Source organism: Bacillus sp. ME78, assembly GCF_903970865.1.
GTDB lineage: Bacteria > Bacillota > Bacilli > Bacillales > Bacillaceae_G > Bacillus_A > Bacillus_A cereus.
This window is the reverse complement of the sequence record NZ_CAJCKK010000007.1, coordinates 89,691-108,791: the sequence shown is the minus strand read 5'-3', so window position 1 is coordinate 108,791 and position 19,101 is coordinate 89,691. Positions and strand designations below refer to the sequence as shown.

Below are 19,101 nucleotides of genomic sequence, written 5' to 3'. Positions count from 1 at the left end.
TCTTTATTTAATCCGTTTTTTGTGAGTCTTTCATTAGTACAGGATAAAGAATAAGACCTAATACGAACAATCCAATTCCTAAGAAGAACGTTTTTAAGTCAGCAGTTCCTGTTTTGATAACCCAAATTGAGTATACAAATGCTAATGTAGTGATGATCCCGTCCTTTATTCGAGAACCAGGCATTATATCATACGTTTCTCCTGTAATAACCAGTTTGAATTGGTACAGAGTAGAAACAAGGTATGGAATTAAATAGGCTAATGTTGCTACGACGATAGCGAAACTATACGCTTCTGAAACAGTACCAGAAATCGTTGAAAATAAGAAGATTTGCGTCATTACATTTGTAATCAATAATGATTTTGAAGGACTACCTTTTTTATTTGTTTTCCCGAAAAACTTAGGGAAAAGTCCATTCTTTGCTGCCTGGTAAGGTACTTCTGAACTAACAACAATCCAGCCAACTGTAGATCCAAATAAAGATATAAGAGCGAGTAAAGCCATTATATATGCACCTTTATTTCCAATTGCTAAATTTAATGCGTCTACTAAAGGTTTTTGAGACTCTTTTAAAGCATCTTGCGGAAGAGCTCCCATTGTAAGTAAAGTAATTGACATGTAAATAAGAAGAGCGATAATTAATCCGAAAATCGTAGCTTTTTTTACATCGCGCTGTGATTTTGCACGATTAGAAAGCATAACTGCTGATTCAATACCGATAAATGCCCAGAGTGTTGCAATAGCAGCTGAATTGATTTGTCCACCTAATGAGATTGATTGTCCTGCTTCATTCATAAAGGTTTGACCGTCTCCGAAATTAGAGGCGTTGAAAATGAATAATGTAATTACAATAAACATTGTAAATCCGATAATTTTTGCAATGGTAGCAAGTAGATTCATGTTTCCAGCTCGATCAATATTTTGAGAAAGAATATATTGAATTCCCCAAAGCATAAGGCTACATACGAGGAAAGTTAATCCTTTTCCGAGTTCCAGTGAAAATCCATTTATTGAAAAAAGAATTTGCTTACTTTGTAAAACTGGAAAGAATGTTGATAAATATCCAGCAAAGGAAATAATAACAGATGCTGTTGCAGCCCAGTTAGCAGCCCAATATCCCCATGCCATGCTATATCCTGCAACTTTACCAGCTTTTTTTGAAGGAAACATAGCTTGAGCATAGCTTTGTGGTCCAGCTTTTAATTCTGGTTTCCGAATCGCTAAATTTCCAAATACAAGTGCAATCATAAATACGCCAAGTCCTGTAATACTCCATGCGAGTGTAGAACCCATCGGACCTGATACTTGTGCTAAATTTGCTGGAAGCATAAATACGCCACCGCCAACCATATTCCCGATAACAAATGCTGTTAAAACCCATAATCCCCATTTTTTCGTTTCCATTTTTGTTAACTCCTTTGTAGTAAGTTTTGCTTAAACATCATTTTTTACTAGCTTTTTGACAATAAAAAAAGAGCCATGTAGATAAAAAATACCTACATGGCTCTTTGCCTAACGTAGGTACAACGGGAATAACCCTTGTACCTACGCGTAATTTTTCCGCTAGGTTTCAAGGGTTACGTATGATGATGATGTTTTTGTGCAAATGTAACTACAGTTGTTGTATAAGTAAGCATAGTTCTTTGCTCCCTTTCTCCTCTGATTTTGAAGTTAGTATACTACATGTTTTTTTGAATGAAAAGAAAAATATAAAAATTTTTATAAAAATACGTTTTAAAGATTAAATATTTACCTATATTTTTCTTGTACTGGAAAATAAGTGAGAGATTGGCAGAAGAGTGAAGCATGTTATAATACATATAGAATTAGAAGGTGACAAGGGGCTATTGTAGATGATGAGTAAGTATGAACAAATTTATACAGAAATCAGTAAATCTATTGATAATAAACAATTAAAAGAGGGATGCAAAATCCCATCAGAAACAGAATTAATGAAGCAGTATGGGGCAAGCCGAGGAACGGTAAGAAAAGCGGTAGATTTACTGCAAGAGCGTGGATATGTGCAAAAAATTCATGGAAAAGGTGTTTTTGTTTTAAAGCGAAAGAATATTGAATTTAATTTTGGCGGTATTGTAAGTTTCCAAGAAGAAAATGAACGTTTAGGACGTCATTGTATTACAGAAGTTGTGGAAATGGGCAAAGAAAAAGCCACAAAAGAAATTGCGAAATTATTAAATGTAAAAGAAAAAACAGAGATTGACCATATTAAACGTGTACGAAATATTGATGGAGAAAAAGTAATTTTAGATATAAATCATTTTGTATCTGAGTTTATTCCAGGATTAACGAAAGAAATTGCAACAGCATCGATTTATAAATACATCGAGAAAGAGCTTGGGCTACACATTAGTTATTCGCAGAGGGTAATTGAAGTACAGCCATGTACAGAGGATGACAGAAAGTATTTAGATTTAAATGGAACAGACTATGTTGTCGTTGTGAAAAACTTTACACATTTGTATGATGGAAGTCAGTTTGAATATACAGAATCACGCCACCGTTTAGATATTTTTCACTTTTCGGATGTGGCACGCAGGAAGTAAAGAGGTGGAACAAAATATTGTTTCATCTCTTTTTTTTATAAAAAAAACACAAACTCGTATATACGAGTGTTGACTAACTTATATATACGAGTTAATATGTAATTGTAAACGGTATCAAATAAAGAAAAGAGGGACGGGAATATGGGGAAAGACTATCGTAAAACAGCAGAGGAAGTGTTGCAGTATATTGGTGGGAAAGACAATATTGAACAAGCTGCACATTGTGTGACGAGGCTCCGTATCGCTTTAAAAGATGAAAGTAAAATAGATAATGATAAATTACAGTCTGTTTCATTAGTGAAAGGAGCATTTCATAACGCTGGTATATTTCAAGTTGTAATTGGTCCAGGGGATGTAGATCGTGTTTACGCTGAATTGATAACGCTTGCAGGTATGAAAGAATCGACTGTAGCTGACGTAAAAGACTCTGGAAATCAGAAGTTAAATCCAGCTCAAAAGTTTGTGAAAATATTTTCGGATGTATTTATGCCGATATTACCAGCGATAGTAACAGCTGGTTTACTAATGGGTATTAACAATCTATTAGGGGCAAAGGACTTATTTTTTGATGGGAAAAATTTATTAGATGTTTATCCGAACTTAGGCGGGCTTTGGGATTTAATTAATATGATGGCCAATACAGCATTCGTATTCTTACCAGCACTTGTCGGGTGGTCAGCAACGAAGCGTTTTGGTGGTAGTCCAATACTAGGGATTGTTATGGGATTAATGCTTGTGCACCCGGCCTTATTAAACGCTTGGGACTATGGAAAAGCAGCGACTGGTTTAGAGGGTCAAAAGATTGAGTACTTCAATATTTTAGGACTGTTCCAAATTGAGAAGGTAGGATATCAAGGACAAATTTTACCTGTTTTAGTAGCAGCATTTGTATTAAGTAAAGTGGAAATTTTCTTAAAGAAACATGTACCAAATGCAATTCAATTATTAGTTGTACCAATTACAACAATCGTTGTGACAGGTGTGTTAGCATTAGGAATTATCGGTCCGGTTACACGTCATATTGGAGATTTATTAACAGTAGGATTAGTAGGTGTATATGAAACAGTACCAGTAGTTGGAGCAGTATTATTTGGAGCGTTATATGCACCGCTTGTAATTACAGGTATGCATCATATGTTTATTGCAATTGATTTACAATTGATTGCACAACATGGCGGTACATTTATTTGGCCGATGATCGCTCTTTCTAACATTGCGCAAGGTAGTGCGGCACTTGCGATGTTCTGGATTTCTAAAAATCAAAATGATAAAAGTATGGCATCAACATCAGCCATTTCAGCATACTTCGGTATTACAGAACCAGCGATGTTTGGTGTGAATTTACGAAATAAGTTCCCGTTCTATGCAGCGATTATAGGGTCTGCTGTGGCAGCGATATTCATTACATTAAATGGTGTATTAGCACCTGCTATCGGAATTGGCGGATTACCAGCATTTATTTCTATCATTCCGAAATCGATTCCAATGTTTATTGTCGGAATGATTATTGCAGTTGTAATCCCATTTACTTTAACATGGTTATTTGCAAAAAGAGTCAAACAGAAGTAGGAGGAAGTTAAACATGAAGGATTGGCATAAAAGTGTAGTCTATCAAATTTATCCGAAGAGCTTTAATAGTTATTACAATAGAGAAACCGGTGATATAAAAGGGGTTACAGAGAAACTAGATTATTTAAAAGAACTCGGAGTGGATTATATATGGTTAACACCGATATACCAATCACCACAAAATGATAATGGATATGATGTAAGTGATTACTACAGCATTGATCCATCTTACGGAACGATGGAAGAGTTTGAAGAACTTTTAGAGGAAGCGAAAGTACGTAACATTGAGATTATGCTTGATATTGTTGTAAATCATAGTTCGACTGAACATAAGTGGTTTAAAGAAGCGAAGGAAGATAAAAATAGTCCATATCGTAATTACTATATTTGGCGTGATGAAAAAAATAATTGGCAGTCTAAGTTTGGTGGATCTGCTTGGAAATATGATGAGAAGACGGAGCAATATTATTTACATTTATTTGATGAAACACAAGCTGATTTAAATTGGGAAAATGAAAAAATTCGTGAAGAAGTATATGATATGATGCGTTTTTGGCTGGATAAAGGAGTAACAGGATTCCGATTAGATGTCATTAACTTAATTTCAAAAGACCAATGCTTCTTAAACGATGAAGGTAGTACTGCGACAAGTGATGGACGCAAGTATTATACAGATGGTCCGCGTGTTCATGAATATTTACAAGAGATGAACCGAAATGTTTTTGAAGGAAAAGATGTAATTACAGTTGGAGAAATGTCATCTACGACAATTGATAATTGTATTAAATATTCTAATCCTGAGCGTAATGAATTAAGCATGACGTTTAGTTTCCATCATTTAAAAGTAGATTATCCGAATGGTGATAAGTGGACGAAAGCAGAGTTTGATTTTATTAAATTAAAAGAGATTATGTCTAACTGGCAAATTGAAATGCAAAAAGGCGGAGGATGGAATGCGTTATTTTGGTGTAATCATGACCAGCCTCGCATCGTGTCACGCTTTGGTGATGACGGGAAGTACCGAAACGAATCTGCAAAAATGTTAGCGACAGCCATGCACATGCTGCAAGGAACGCCTTACATTTATCAAGGGGAAGAAATCGGTATGACGAATCCTAAATTTGAGTCCATCGAGCAATATCGTGATGTGGAATCGTTAAATATATACGATATAAAGCTAAAAGAAGGGCTATCAAAAGAAGAGATTATAGGGATTTTAAAGCAAAAATCTCGTGACAACTCGCGCACTCCAATGCAGTGGAATGAAGAGATGAACAGTGGTTTTACAACAAGTACACCTTGGATTTCAGCGGCTGAAAACTTTAAAGAAATAAACGTAGAGAAGGCCTTAGAAGATAAAGAGTCCGTATTTTATCATTATAAAAAGTTAATAGAACTTAGAAAAACATATGATGTAATTACAGAAGGAGAATATGCTATTTTGGATAAAAATGATCCTAAAATTTGGGCATATACTCGTACTACAGGAAGTGAAGTACTACTTGCTATAAATAATTTCTACGGAGAAGAAATAACGTACTCTGTACCAGCGCAAGTTCAATTAGATGGAATGAAACAAGAAATACTACTGTCGAATTATAAAGATGCTAGCAAGAATATTACAAAACTTAGCTTAAGACCATATGAATCAATTGTGTATCGATATACGAAATAAAAAGGTTGTATGCCGCATGGGCATACAACCTTTTATTTTAGGACACCACTGTACAAAATGTTTACCTCTACCTCAGGTTTGAATTTTACTTTTGCATAATCTTTATTCCAATTTTTCTTCTTCCATAAGTCAGGGTGGTAGGCGATAAGGTGTCTGCCGATACCGAAAGCATCACAGTTTGCTTTTTGTAACTTTTTCGTTATCTTTTTAGCTTCTTTCGTAAGTTGTTTAGACAATTCTTTATTTAGTTTTTTTCTTTCATCCATTTTGTAAAGATTATCTCTCGGAGCTTCAAGCGCTATAACTTTTAGTTGGAGCTTAATGTGAGCATAAACATTTCCTTTTTTATCTGTTGTTATTTTTAAGTCGCGTTTTAACTTTCGATTGCTAATTTCCATTGTTAAATAATCAGATGTTTTCTCTGATTCATCGCTAGTAAGCTTTTGGGTTATACGGGCACTTGTTCCCATTTTTCCAGTTAATAATACGAATAAAACAGATTGTTTCAAAGGTAAATGCCCAGTTAATTTATCATTATTAAATAAAGCTAGACCGTTTGTAATCACTTCTTTTCCTTTTATTTTTATAGAAGGGAGGGTAAAGTCTTTACCGGGATCTAACATTTTTGTAGCAGCTGTCTCTAAAGTTTCTTTTGGAAATACACTCATATCTTCTAAGCTTTTCACTTTTTTCTTTAGAAAATCTCCAATTAGTAAATTTCCTACTTTCTTTTTTTCTAGTATCTCGGATGTTTCACCATCTACTGCAATAAGTTTTACTAAAGCAGTTGGGTTTGTTGGGTCCCGAAAGCTGACATCTAAATAAGGTAATATACCTTTTTTTAGAATTTTGGTTCCTAGTAATTGAACACCATATTTAAAATAACGAATATTCCCAGTCACATTTTTTTTTAGGGCATCGCTTGTATCCCTTATGTTATGCCCCGTTGCTGAATGTATTTCATTTTCGAATGAAGATTGCTCTCCGCTTGAACTTTTTACGAGCTCGATTGTTTGCTGGAGTTTATTCTCTTCCGTAATATCAGATCCAATACTATAAGCTAACCTTGCTTCCCTTAATGGTTCTTGATCCCAACAGCCAGAAAGGAGGGAACTAGCACATAATATAGAAAGTAATTTAACTTTTCTTGTGAACATACTGTTCTCCTTTCTTATTTCGTATCACAGAATAAAGTAGAAATAAAAGAGGGAGGACAACAATAAAAATATACGTGAACTTATCAGTGAAAGTTGAGATTACTTTTAATTCTTCAGGTGTATCTATAAATAAGGCTACACTAAAAGCAATAATACCAATGATTGGAACAGCTTTTTTATGATTAGCAAGATTGAATATATGTCCCACTCCGATTGAAGCAGCGCAATAATAACTAGCGATAGAAGCTGCAACTGTTATCATCCATATGGGAATGAATAGTAAATCCGTCCGGTCTATAATCCCAATATGTAAGGAACGTAATAAGTAAGCAACTGGTTCTGGAATAAGCTCAATTTGTTTTGGACTAAATACGATAAAGCAAATCCAAACAGTAAAAGTATAAAAAAGTGTTACAAATCCATTAGCGATAGAAATGGCCTTCAGTTTTGCGACAGAACTGCCATTTACTTTTGGAAAAGCGATAAGAATGATTTCAAAACCATACATGGCTGTAATTGTTTCCTTGGATGCTTGAATTATATTCCACCAGCCGGCTTCTGTAATTGGAAAAATATAAGAGAAATCAGCTCGGGAAAGCCCTAGGGCAATTAAAAGGGCCATTGGAATAATGAGGATAGAGGCCATGACATAAAATCGTACGATGACTTTAAATGTATTATAGGCTATATAGCAGCAAGCTATCGTAAATAGCATGAGAATGGCAGACCAAGGAGTAGCTTGTAATATCCATACTTTAATGACATTACAAGCATTCAACATAACTGTCATACCGATAAGCGTAAAATAAAAAACATAAGCAAAGCCTAATAGTTTTCCAAACTTATTACCAAATAGCATACAAACACTTTCATACATATCTGCATCAGGGAATCGTTTTAAGAAAAGCCACATTAGTAAAATAATAAGCTGAATCGCAAGCCCGGCGATGAGCGCGGAAATCCATCCACCACCTTTTGCTATTGGGTGAAGACGGTTAGGTAGAGAAAGGATACCAACTCCGATTTGGCATTGAATAACGAAAAAGGTAAATTGAACGAGCGAAATTTTACTTTGCGTGTTTGTCACCGTCCTCATCCTCTCTCGTTACATGTTGTCGTTGCATTTTTTTCGGTTTTGGATCATGTGGTCGTTCCCAAAACGACCAAATTGGAAGTCTTACAAAAGAATCTTTCATATCTTTTATCCGCATCGGGGCAACAGGAGAAAGATATGGCGTATGAAATGAATGTAATTGACATAAATGAACGAAAGTTATAATTAGACCGAATGATATTCCGACGTATCCGAATATAGCAGCAAGAATCATTAATGGAAAACGAAGAATTCGAACTGCTGAACTCATATCGTTTGATGGAACGAGAAAAGATGAGATGGCAGTTAAAGCTACAACAATGATCATCGTATAAGAAACAAGTCCAGCTTTTACAATTGCATCACCAATTACTAAACCACCTACAATACCGATTGTTTGTCCAACTCGGCTTGGCAAGCGAATACCAGCTTCCCGTAATAATTCAAAGATTAATTCCATTAAGAGAGCTTCAAAAATAGGAGGAAGTGGTACTTTCTCTAATGAAGCTTTAATTGTATACACAAGTTCAAGCGGCAATACATCAGGATGAAAGGCTACGGTTGCGATATATATAGCTGGTAAGAGAAAAGCAATTAAGAAACTCACTAAGCGAATCATTCGGACGAAAGATCCAACAATCCAGCGGTTATTATAATCATCTGGTGATTGATAGAAAGCGAATAACGTAACAGGAACGATAAGTGCTGTTGGATCTCCGTCAGATAAAATAGCAACTCGGCCTTCCATTAAATTAGCGACAGTTCTATCTGGTCGCTCTGTATTTAATTGTTGTGGAAATGGTGAGAAAGACGTATCCTCTATAAATTCTTGTATATATCCCGGAGACATAAGTGCATCTGTCTTAATCGTTTCTAACCTTCTTTTTACTTCTGTAACTAAATCGTCATTCGCTATGTTTTGCATATAAGCAATTGCCACTTTCGTATGCATTTCTTCACCAAGTGTGAAATATTTAACGACGATATTTGGACTTTTTATGAGCTTACGAATCGAAGCTAAATTAGTTGCTAGATCCTCTACAAAACCAGTATGTGGACCGCGCACAATCCCTTCATTATCAGGCTCTGCTATATCTCGCTTTAAAGATAAAGCTGTTTCGAAAATAAAAAAACTGTCGACGTGTTCATGAAAATATAATGATTTTCCTTGTAATAAAAGCTGCACACCGTAATTTAAATTTGTTTCTTTTTTCATATTTAATGTGGCAAAAGCTTTATCTAAAGCCAAATCCGACCGAGTTAATAAAGGCTCAAGAGCTAATTGGTGAATCAAATTTGGGTCTGCTAAAGATTCGATATATAAGATTGTTCCTTTTCCGTTTTGAAAAGGGACATCTAATTTTTTTATATCATCTGAGTGACATAGCTTATTTTCAATGTAATTAATATTTTCCGGAAGTGATGGAAACATATGCTTTTTGTTATTATCTTGTTGTGAGTGCTTCTGTTCGGTCATACTTTCCATCTCCTTTACATTGAAATTATTTCTGTTAATTTTTGTTTTTTGTGAGAAAATTATGCTTGGATTTTTTAGAAAAGTAGGGAAATGGAAAGAACGTATATATTTGCGATATTACTATATATCTTTTGTACTATAGGAGAGTAAATCTAGCGGGATGCATAATTACATCATTTGATGAATAGGAAATTTAAGAAAAGCGATTTATAATACTAGTATTGTGTCTTGCCTTTTTAGGTACAGTACACAGCCGGTGATTGGCTAGTGGATGTTCTTCCATTTTGCCAGTGCCGGTTTTTTATTGGATAATAGGGAAAATGAAGTTTTTATAAAGAAAGAAGGGGTTGTTTTGAAGGATGTAAATTCTATCTTTATGAGAGAAAAGATTGCTAGTTCTTATCTTTATTTTATTTCTTTTCTTGGTTTGGTTACTATAACTATATCTTTACTTGAAATTAAAATCCCTTCTCATTCAACAATACTAATAATGTTGTTACTATTTATGGGGATTGCAGAGTATTTTCCTGTAAGATTTTGGAGAGGAACTAGCTCGCTTACTTTTCCGATAATCTATGCTATGAGTTGGCAGTTTGGAATCCATATAACTATTACTGCTATTGTACTCGTAACGCTAATTATTCACCTGCATCGTCGTTCACCGATACAAAGAATGTTATTTAATAGTACTCAGCATGCACTTAGTTTGATTTTGGCCGAATGGTTTTCAAACAAATGTATGTCCTTATTACTTAATAAGATAGTTATGTCAGTTCTATATGAAAATTTAATATCTTTGTTATTATTTTGCGTGTTTTTTTGTTTTTTCAACAATCGTTTTTACGATTTGTTGATGATACTTCTTCCACAGCCATATTCAATATATCAGTGGTATAAAAAAACTGTAACGGTATTTCTTTGCGAAACTTTTGGTTTCTCTTATGCGGCCCTGATGCATGTATTAATTAGTATATATAGTGTGGAAATAAACGAGATTACAGTACTGTTTTTCTTTTTTCCACTTGTAGCAGCTTCAGTTATTAGTTCTTTTTCTGTACGGATAAGGATGGAGAAGGAACGATTATATGAGTTATTTCTTATTACGACCGAAATTAGTCGAGGATTAACTGGAGGAAATTTGAAACATATTAAACAAGCACTTAAAGGTTTTTTTGGCATACAAGCATATGTAATATGGACAAAAGATGATGGGAACTGGAGTATTCTATTAAAAGATGGGAAAGTGCGCTCTCATATTTCTGATGATTCAGAAATATTAAGGGCGTTTGAGAAACTTTCTAAAAATCTTGTATTTAATGATTGGAAAATTGGTACGGCTCCTGGAGATGAAATATTTGATAGTGTTATACGCTCACTTGTATATTTTCCTCTTATAGTAAATGATGAATTAGTCGGAATGTTTGTTGCAGGGAAAAGTAGAAATGCGGGTTTCTTTCCAGAAGATGTACAGTCGTTAGCTACATTTTCTAACCAATTAGCTAACGTTGTTAAAACAAGGATATTGATTTCTGAACAGAAAAAAAGAATGATTTTAGAAGAAAGAAATAGAATTGCCCGTGAAATTCACGATGGTATTGCGCAAACATTAGCGGGGGTAATATTCCAACTAGAATCCGCACGGAAAAAATACCATGATAAACCAAAAGATATGCAGCAAGTAGTTGAGAAAAGCATAAAAGATTTAAGAGGAAGTCTAGGAGAAGTTCGCTATTCTATTTATGCTTTAAAACCATATCCGACACAACAATTAGGCCTTAAGCAGGCAATAGCAAGTAAAATAAAATCTTTAAAACGAGAATATGAACTAGACATTACCTATCATGAAAGAGGTCATGCACGTGCGCTTAGTTTTTCAAAAGAAAGAGTTATATTTGATACATTACAAGAGAGTTTGCAAAACATTGTAAAACATGCACAAGCAAAAAAGGCTGATGTTTTACTCAGTTATCAAAGTGAACACGTTCTTTTAAGGGTTAAGGATAATGGAGTTGGATTTTCACTATTTGAGTCTATGGTTAAAACAAAGAATGAGCCACATTATGGTATATTACATATGAATGAACAAGCTGACCAATTAGGGGCTACTTTACAGATTGATAGTTCTATAGGAAAGGGGACAGAAATTACACTGTTAATTCCAGATTCACAAACAAGGGGTGCGTAAAATGATTAAAATATTAGTAGTAGATGATCATGCTTTTTTACGGGATGCAATTCGGAGCATACTAGAAGATGAATCTGATATGAAAGTGGTTGGAGAAGCTAGCTCTGGGGATGAAGTATTGGGAAAAGTAGAAGAATGCGGACCAGATTGTATTTTGATGGATATTAACCTGCCAGGGAAAAATGGGATTGAAGCTACAGAGTTAGTGAAAAAAATTTATCCGAGTTGCCGAGTACTTGTGTTTACAATGTATGAACATGATGAGTATTTAATGGATGCACTTCAGGCCGGTGCTGATGGTTATTTATTGAAGGATTCCTCATCAGAGCAGGTAGTAGCAGCAATTCGAATGTTATATCGAGGTGATTCAGTTATTCATCCGCGTATGACTAAAAAATTAATTACATATCATCAGCAAAAAATGAAAGTAGAATCAAATGAAAATGAACTGACGGAACGTGAAAAGGAAATTCTCTTTGAACTAGTAAAAGGACTTAGTAATAAAGAAATTGCTGAAGTTTTATATATTAGTGATAAAACAGTTAAAATACACATCAATAAAATTTTTAAAAAACTAAATGTGAAAAGTCGATCGCAAGCAGTGATTTATGCAGTTCGAAATCAATTGGTTCCGCTAGATTAAATAAGAAATCTATCAAAGAACTATCGTGTCGATTTATTCTGTATCACAAAGAATAAAGGACAAGATAGTTCTTTTGTACTATGTAGGCATAGAATCCTTAGAGAAAAGATACTCCTTTTGTTTAATTTTCAGAATAATCAAAATGTGAAATAATAAAAATAGAATTACATTTTAATATTGTTAATAATTCATTTTATGAAAATCTTTTGTTGGAAATAAATGATGGGGGGCTCTTATAAAAAGAGTAAAGTGAGTGGTTAGCTATATGAGGTATGGGGATGGTAGTGGCGTTGGAAATCTTTCATGATACAAAAGATTGAGATTGATAGAGTTTCCGATGCTACATGGGAATTTAAGAATCAATTTGTTTCAAAAAATAATATTAATAATGGGGAGATGCAATATGAAACGAGGGAAATTTGGAAAGGTTCTTATTGGAACGTTAACAGTTGGAATGTTATTGTCTCAAGGGATTCCATATAACGTATTAGCGGAAGAGGTAAATACATCTACTTTAACTGGAATTGATGATGCAGATGCTATCTTAAAAGGCCTTACAAAGGAACAACGTAATGCCTTAAAAACGTTAGATACAAAACCAGGTTTTGTTATTTCGCCAGGTATCAATACAGCAAGTCCTAATAATGTAAATGTGATTATAGAATTTAAGCAAGCGCCTAGCAAAATTGAGGTATTAAAACAAGCGGCTAAAGGGAAAAAGATAGCTCTTTCAAATGCGGAACAAAAGGTAGAGGCATCACATAAAGGGTTTAAAGCAGAGCTTGAACAGCTTCAAAAGAATAAAGAGAAAGGGACAAATGTAAAATCTGCAAAGATAACAAGAGAATATAAGAATGCTTTTAATGGTGTAGCGATTTCTTTACCAGCAAATATAATCGAAGACTTAGTTCGTACCGGTATCGTTAAGCGCGTATGGGAAGATCATGAGGTTAAAATTGATTTGCCGAAAGAAACAGCTAAGACTGCTGTTGAACCAAAAATGGCAGATAGTGTACCACAAATTGGTGTAGACAAGCTACATGATGAAAAAATAACAGGAAAAGGAATTAAGGTAGGTGTACTAGACACAGGTATTGATTACAACCACCCGGATTTGAAAGATGCATATAAAGGGTATCGTGCAAAACAAGGTGAAGATCCAACTAAAATAGATCCGAACTCAATAAAAGGATGGGACTTTGTTAATAATGATGCTGATCCAATGGAGACAACGTATAAGGATTGGCAAAATTCTGGAGGATATCCTGAGATTTATGAGGGAAGTGCATATTATACATCCCACGGTACGCATGTAGCTGGGACAATTGCTGCAGACAAACAGAATAGTGTGGATTATGCAGTGAAGGGCGTTGCTCCAGATGTAGACTTATATTCATATCGCGTATTAGGTCCATATGGAAGTGGACAAACAAGCGGTATTCTTGCTGCGATTGATAAAGCAGTGAAAGACGATATGGATGTTATCAATTTATCACTAGGAGCGTCTATTAATGATCCTTTATATCCTACTTCTGTTGCAGTGAACAATGCGATGTTAGCAGGTGTTGTTACAGTAGTAGCAGCTGGTAATAGTGGTCCGGAAGAAGGTACTATAGGATCACCTAGTGCAGCAGCACTTCCAATTACAGTTGGAGCCAGTGACGCTGCAGTGAATATTCCAACGTTTTCCGCCGATGCAGGTGATGTACATGTAGATAAGATGATGCTACTTGGAAAAAGCTTTACTGATAAGATTGAAGATTTGAAAGGACAATCCTTATCGGTTGTATATGCAGGGCTTGGGAAATCAGGTGATTTTACAGGGAAAGATGTAAAAGGGAAGTTAGCTCTTATCCAACGTGGTGAGATTACATTTGATGAAAAAATTAAAAATGCTAAGGAAGCAGGCGCAAAGGCGGTAATTGTATACAACAATGTAGATGGGGAAATTACAAGTTATCTTGGGGAAAGTACTTCATCTATTCCATCGTTCCGCTTAACAAAAGTAGATGGTGAGAAATTGCAAGCAAAAGCTGTACAAGGAGATGTGTCGTTAGCATTTGGAGAACTTAGTAATATAAAAACAGAGGGAGATCACTTGGCTGATTTCAGCTCCCGTGGTCCTGCAACTAAAACAGATGATATTAAGCCAGATATTGTAGCACCAGGTGTGTCTATTTTCTCAACTGTTCCTGAATATATTAATGATCCAAAAGATGGAGAAAATTATCCGGTAGCGTATGGACGTATGTCAGGTACATCTATGGCAACTCCTCATACTGCAGGGGTAGCGGCACTTATTTTACAAGAACATCCAAACTATAGTCCATTTGAAGTAAAAGAAGCACTTATGAATACCGCAGTTGACCTAAAAGAAGAGCGTTCTGTATTTGAGGTGGGCTCTGGACGAATTGATGCATATCGTGCAGTTCATGCAGATACATCTATCGAGGTTATCGATAAAACATCAAACGTTGTAGATGATGAAGAAGTAGAAATTGAAGAAAAAACAGGTTCTATTGCGTTTGGGTATAAAAATCAAATTGAAAATGGGCCTATTAAAGATAGTCGAAAAGTCTTAATTAAGAACAGCAGTAAAACTGATGGAAAAGAGTTTAAATTAGAAGTAGAGTTTTCATCTACAAGTGTAGGTGTGCGAGATGCAGCGAAGAATGGTGTGAAGCTAAATGTACCAGATTCTATTAAAGTAGCTCCTAGTACATCAGAGGAAATTAGCCCTGAAATTATCATTCCAGAAAACGCTGAATTTGGTAGATATGAGGGCTATATTCATATTTCAAATAAAAACAATGAAAAAGAAGTATATCAAGTACCATTTGCAGTTAAATTCACAGAAAAAGGGATTGCGTCTGTAGATTTACTGAGAGATGCAATGGCAACAGATGCATCTAAATTCCATCCGTTTATGGAGAGACCAAGTTCGCCTTTGACATTTAAACTAAATAGTCCTCTTGAAACTATTGATGCAGTTGTGAAGGACCGAAAGACAGGAAAGGCATTAGGAGTCGTTGGTACACTTAATGCAAGTAGTCTAACACCGAATATTGAATATATGATGTTTTCTGGTATGGGAGGGTATGTACTTCCATTCACAGGAGATCCAGCTCATCCAATTGGGGATAAACCTGTTATGTTGCCTGATGGAGATTACGAATTGAACTTCGTTGGATATGATAAAGAAGGAAAATCGTATACAAAAGGCGATAGCATTATCATTGATAATGTTATACCGGAAATGAAATTTAAGGATGTACAACCTGGTATACATGAAGTCAATGATTCTATGTTTAAAGAAGAAGACGGCCAACGTGCATTATGGGTGCATGGTAATATTTATGATTCTACAGTAGATGCATTGAAGGCAAAAGGCTTGCAGTATGATCAAAAAGCGAACCAAATTGTATATTATCAAAACTCAGCCTTTCCATCAGGTTGGCTGAATACAATTCAAGCAAATGGTGATTTTAAATTTGGAGTACTTCCAGAGGAAATAAACGAGCCGTTAAATTTAAAATTATTTGGATATGATCTTGCAACTGCAGGGAATATGGCAACTGGATATAAAGATTACGTCTTTGTAAAGGAAGGGACAGAATACGCTGTTCCAAGTTATGACAAAGATAAAATCAAATTAGGAGAGAAAATTACATTAACTTTGAATCTTAATAATGTAAAACAGCTTATGTCAGGTACATTTGAAATTCCTTATTACAAGCAGCTCTTTAAATTTACAGATGTGAAACCAAATCCAGCACTTACGGAATATGTAAAACAACATGGACTGAACCTTAAATTAGAAGATCCGAAGATAAGTGAAGAAGGAGCTTGGGAAAACAAGGTGAAAGTTGGGGCATCATTAGAAGGAAAAGAATTTAAAGGATTAGATGGAGATACACCATTTTTAGATGTTACATTCGAGATGACGAACGATGAATACTTTAATGATTTAACTGCATTTGGAGTAGAGAAGTTCTCTTATACAAAAGCTGTTGCATCAGAAGGCATTGAGATTCCTGCGTTTAAAGATAAATCTTTTGCTATTGTTTCGAAACATTCAACGATTACAGGGTATATTGGCCCGGAAGCTTTCTTGAATGAAGAGGGGTATTTAGGTAAGAAAGACTATACAAAACTAGGAGCAAAAGTGTACGCAGTTGGCAAGGATGGAAAGAAATATACAGGAACGATTGGTGATAACGGGCAATTTGAAATTCATAGTGTCCCAGTAAGCGATAAAGAATATGATATTTTCGTAGAAATGCCAGGTCATTTAAATAGTAAATTAACAACAAAAATAGGGAAGGTGCAAGACGGTGAATTAGTGGGACAAAACTTTAGAGTTGACATGGATGATAACCTTGCAGGTGATGTAAATGGAGATAAAATGGTAGACATTCAAGATGCTAGAATAGCAGCTTTATCGTATGGAAAAGGAAAAGTATCTGTAAAAGATGGAGATATAAATCAAGATGGTGTTGTAGATGAAACAGATATTCGTTTTATTGAGAAAAACTTCTTGAAAAAGAGTCCAGATGCTAAAGAAAATCAGAAACCGAAAGAAAATGTAGGTCCAGTGACATTAGATAAAATCTTACGCTCTATTGGCTTAGAACCAAAAAAATAAGTGGGCAAACTTCTAGAGTAAATAATGCAATCAGACAATGAATAGTAAATGAAATGAGATTGGCTAACAAATAACCGGTAATGATTTACGGTAACATTACCGGTTATTTTAAAAGTAATAGTCGTTTTGATATATGAAGTAACTAGTTTAAATTTGGTTCACTTTCGCTGTGGGACAAGGTAGTTGCTTAAATTATTTTGTGGGATGGAAATAAGGTTTGTAGTTTGAACTTTAAAAATAGGGGGACTTGTGAAATGAGTATTAAGAAAAAACTTGGTATGGGTGTTGTAACTGCAGCACTTGGCTTATCTTTAATTAGCGGGGGAACATATGCGTATTTTAGTGATAAGGAAGTGTCACAAAACACTTTTGCAGCGGGTACTTTAGATTTGAGTGTGAATCCTGAAGTTGTTATTAATGTCGATAATATTAAACCAGGTGATGAAATGGAGCGTGGTTTTCAATTAGTAAACAAAGGAACTTTAGCAATAGGAGATGTGAAACTCCTGACAGATTACAGTGTAATCGATGCTAAAGGAGATAATGGAAATGCTGATTTTGGTGATCATATCCGTGTTGATTTCTTGTGGAATTTGGATAAAAATGAGGTTCCAATTTGGTCTACTACATTATCTGAATTAAAGGTATCTACGCAAAATGGAAGTATTCCTGATCTTGTACAAAAAGGTGTTGTAGACCGAGAAGGAAATGGACTTGCTCCTGGTGATGATGATACTTTCTATGTAATGTTCACATTTGTAGATAATAATGCAGAGCAAAATGTATTTCAAGGAGATTCATTAAAATTAAATTGGACTTTCAATTCAATGCAGACAAAAGGTGAAGAGAAATAAAAATAAATGTTATATACGAGAATCAATTGATGAAGAATTGATAAATAAAACTTTTAATAATGTAAAGGTTGATTTAGTGAATCAACCTTTTTTGTTTTTAGATTATTCATAGCAGTACTTCTCACATTTGTGTCGAATTAAGAAGATATATAGGAGGGATACATATGGAAATAGCTGTAGAACGTGTTTTTACAAAAGAGATTTTAAAAACAGCAGCGAATTTGTTTCATGTAACAGTGGAAGAAAAGCCACTTGGAGATTTTGAGAATTATATTTTTAAGGCGAAGGGTGATAATGATGAAGATTACGTATTACGTTTAACACATTCTTCTCATCGCTCTAAACAAGAGGTAGAGGCTGAACTAGATTTTTTACGATATGTTGCGGAGAATGGGGCAAAGGTAGCAGGACCTCTTTATTCAACGTCTCAAAATCTTGTAGAAGAAATCGCAGCAGAGGATGGGACTTTCTTTTTCGCTTCCTTATTTACATATGCAAAAGGTGAGCAAGTAAAAGGAGAAGAATCGCCTTATTGGGGAAATGCTTATTTTGAAGCGTGGGGAAAAGCGATTGGACAACTGCATCGCCTTACAATGGATTATCCTAAAACAGACTACCGTGATACGTGGGAAGAAGACGAAAGTGGAATTGTTAATGAATTAGAAGATGAGAAAGTGAAAGAGGTTGCTGCTGTATTAATGGGGGAAATAAAGACTCTTCCAATTGGAAGAGAAACATTCGGCCTTATGCATGGCGATATTCATCCAGGTAATTTCCATTATGATGGGAAAGAGCTTACAATCTTTGATTTTGATGATGCGGCCTATAATTACTTCATTCATGATTTGGCAATGGTTCTTTATTACTCGGTCCTTTTTACACCGTGGACAGTGGAGGAGAAGACGACATTCGCTCGTAAACAGTTACAAGTGTTAAGAAAAGGATACGAATATGAGCACAGGCTGGCGGATAGTTGGTATGAATCGTTACCACTATTTTTACGCTTACGTGATATAGGTTTATATGGAACGCTTCAAAAGAAGTTTAAAGGGAAAGATATGCCTGATAATTTCTTGAAATTATCGGAAGAGCTATACGGAAGAATTATCAAAAAAGAAGCAATTGTGAATATATAATACATTTAGTTCAAAACAAAGTATATAAAACAAATATGTACTTTGTTTTTTTATACAAAAATATGTTTACTTTATTAAAATAATATTGTCCTAGATTCGGTA

Annotated in this window: 12 protein-coding genes; 8 read left to right on the top strand and 4 right to left on the bottom strand. The window is 34.9% G+C overall.

Translation table 11 applies throughout. The annotated features are described in order from the left end of the window. Positions 1–7: 7 nt before the first annotated feature. Positions 8–1,405 carry an amino acid permease gene (locus H6481_RS11050; protein WP_000448446.1) on the bottom strand — a complete coding sequence of 466 codons (1,398 nt, stop codon included), beginning with the start codon at positions 1,403–1,405 and terminating at the stop codon, positions 8–10. Positions 1,406–1,854: 449 nt separating this feature from the next. Between H6481_RS11050 and treR the strand changes: the two genes are divergently transcribed. From treR to treC, 3 genes are all read left to right on the top strand, one after another. Beyond that, positions 1,855–2,565: a trehalose operon repressor gene (gene treR, locus H6481_RS11045; RefSeq protein ID WP_071732234.1), complete on the top strand. Its 711-nt coding sequence runs from the start codon at positions 1,855–1,857 to the stop codon at positions 2,563–2,565. A 141-nt stretch (positions 2,566–2,706) separates the two neighbouring features. Continuing rightward, a complete protein-coding gene (gene treP / locus H6481_RS11040) occupies positions 2,707–4,134 on the top strand; it encodes a PTS system trehalose-specific EIIBC component (RefSeq protein ID WP_000513942.1) in 1,428 nt (475 codons plus the stop codon). A gap of 13 nt (positions 4,135–4,147) precedes the next feature. Then, positions 4,148–5,809: an alpha,alpha-phosphotrehalase gene (gene treC / locus H6481_RS11035; protein ID WP_071732233.1), complete on the top strand. Its 1,662-nt coding sequence runs from the start codon at positions 4,148–4,150 to the stop codon at positions 5,807–5,809. Between the two features lie 32 nt (positions 5,810–5,841). On the opposite strand, the gene gerKC is transcribed toward treC, so the two are convergent. The 3 genes from gerKC to gerKA are packed head-to-tail and all read right to left on the bottom strand — an operon-like array spanning position 5,842 to position 9,536. Beyond that, positions 5,842–6,966 carry a spore germination protein GerKC gene (gerKC, locus tag H6481_RS11030; protein WP_071732232.1) on the bottom strand — a complete coding sequence of 375 codons (1,125 nt, stop codon included), beginning with the start codon at positions 6,964–6,966 and terminating at the stop codon, positions 5,842–5,844. After that, positions 6,947–8,053, bottom strand: a complete 1,107-nt coding sequence (locus H6481_RS11025) for a GerAB/ArcD/ProY family transporter (RefSeq protein ID WP_061456776.1) — start codon at positions 8,051–8,053, stop codon at positions 6,947–6,949. Before H6481_RS11025 ends, gerKC begins: the two co-directional genes overlap by 20 nt. After that, complete coding sequence (gerKA, locus tag H6481_RS11020) at positions 8,034–9,536, bottom strand: spore germination protein GerKA (RefSeq protein ID WP_071732231.1); 1,503 nt, start codon at positions 9,534–9,536, stop codon at positions 8,034–8,036. Before gerKA ends, H6481_RS11025 begins: the two co-directional genes overlap by 20 nt. A gap of 352 nt (positions 9,537–9,888) precedes the next feature. Here gerKA and H6481_RS11015 point away from each other — a divergent pair, with 352 nt between their 5' ends. The 5 genes from H6481_RS11015 (at position 9,889) to H6481_RS10995 (ending at position 18,999) form a co-directional block, all read left to right on the top strand. Next, a complete protein-coding gene (locus H6481_RS11015; RefSeq protein ID WP_002182443.1) occupies positions 9,889–11,721 on the top strand; it encodes a GAF domain-containing sensor histidine kinase in 1,833 nt (610 codons plus the stop codon). Position 11,722: 1 nt separating this feature from the next. After that, positions 11,723–12,364 carry a response regulator transcription factor gene (locus H6481_RS11010; RefSeq protein WP_000590668.1) on the top strand — a complete coding sequence of 214 codons (642 nt, stop codon included), beginning with the start codon at positions 11,723–11,725 and terminating at the stop codon, positions 12,362–12,364. A gap of 403 nt (positions 12,365–12,767) precedes the next feature. Continuing rightward, entirely contained in the window at positions 12,768–17,009 is a 4,242-nt protein-coding gene (locus H6481_RS11005; RefSeq protein ID WP_071732230.1) for a S8 family serine peptidase, read from the top strand. 254 nt (positions 17,010–17,263) lie between these two features. Further along, positions 17,264–17,863: a TasA family protein gene (locus tag H6481_RS11000; RefSeq protein ID WP_000023370.1), complete on the top strand. Its 600-nt coding sequence runs from the start codon at positions 17,264–17,266 to the stop codon at positions 17,861–17,863. Between the two features lie 164 nt (positions 17,864–18,027). Further along, positions 18,028–18,999, top strand: a complete 972-nt coding sequence (locus tag H6481_RS10995) for a phosphotransferase (protein WP_053565255.1) — start codon at positions 18,028–18,030, stop codon at positions 18,997–18,999. Positions 19,000–19,101: the final 102 nt, after the last annotated feature.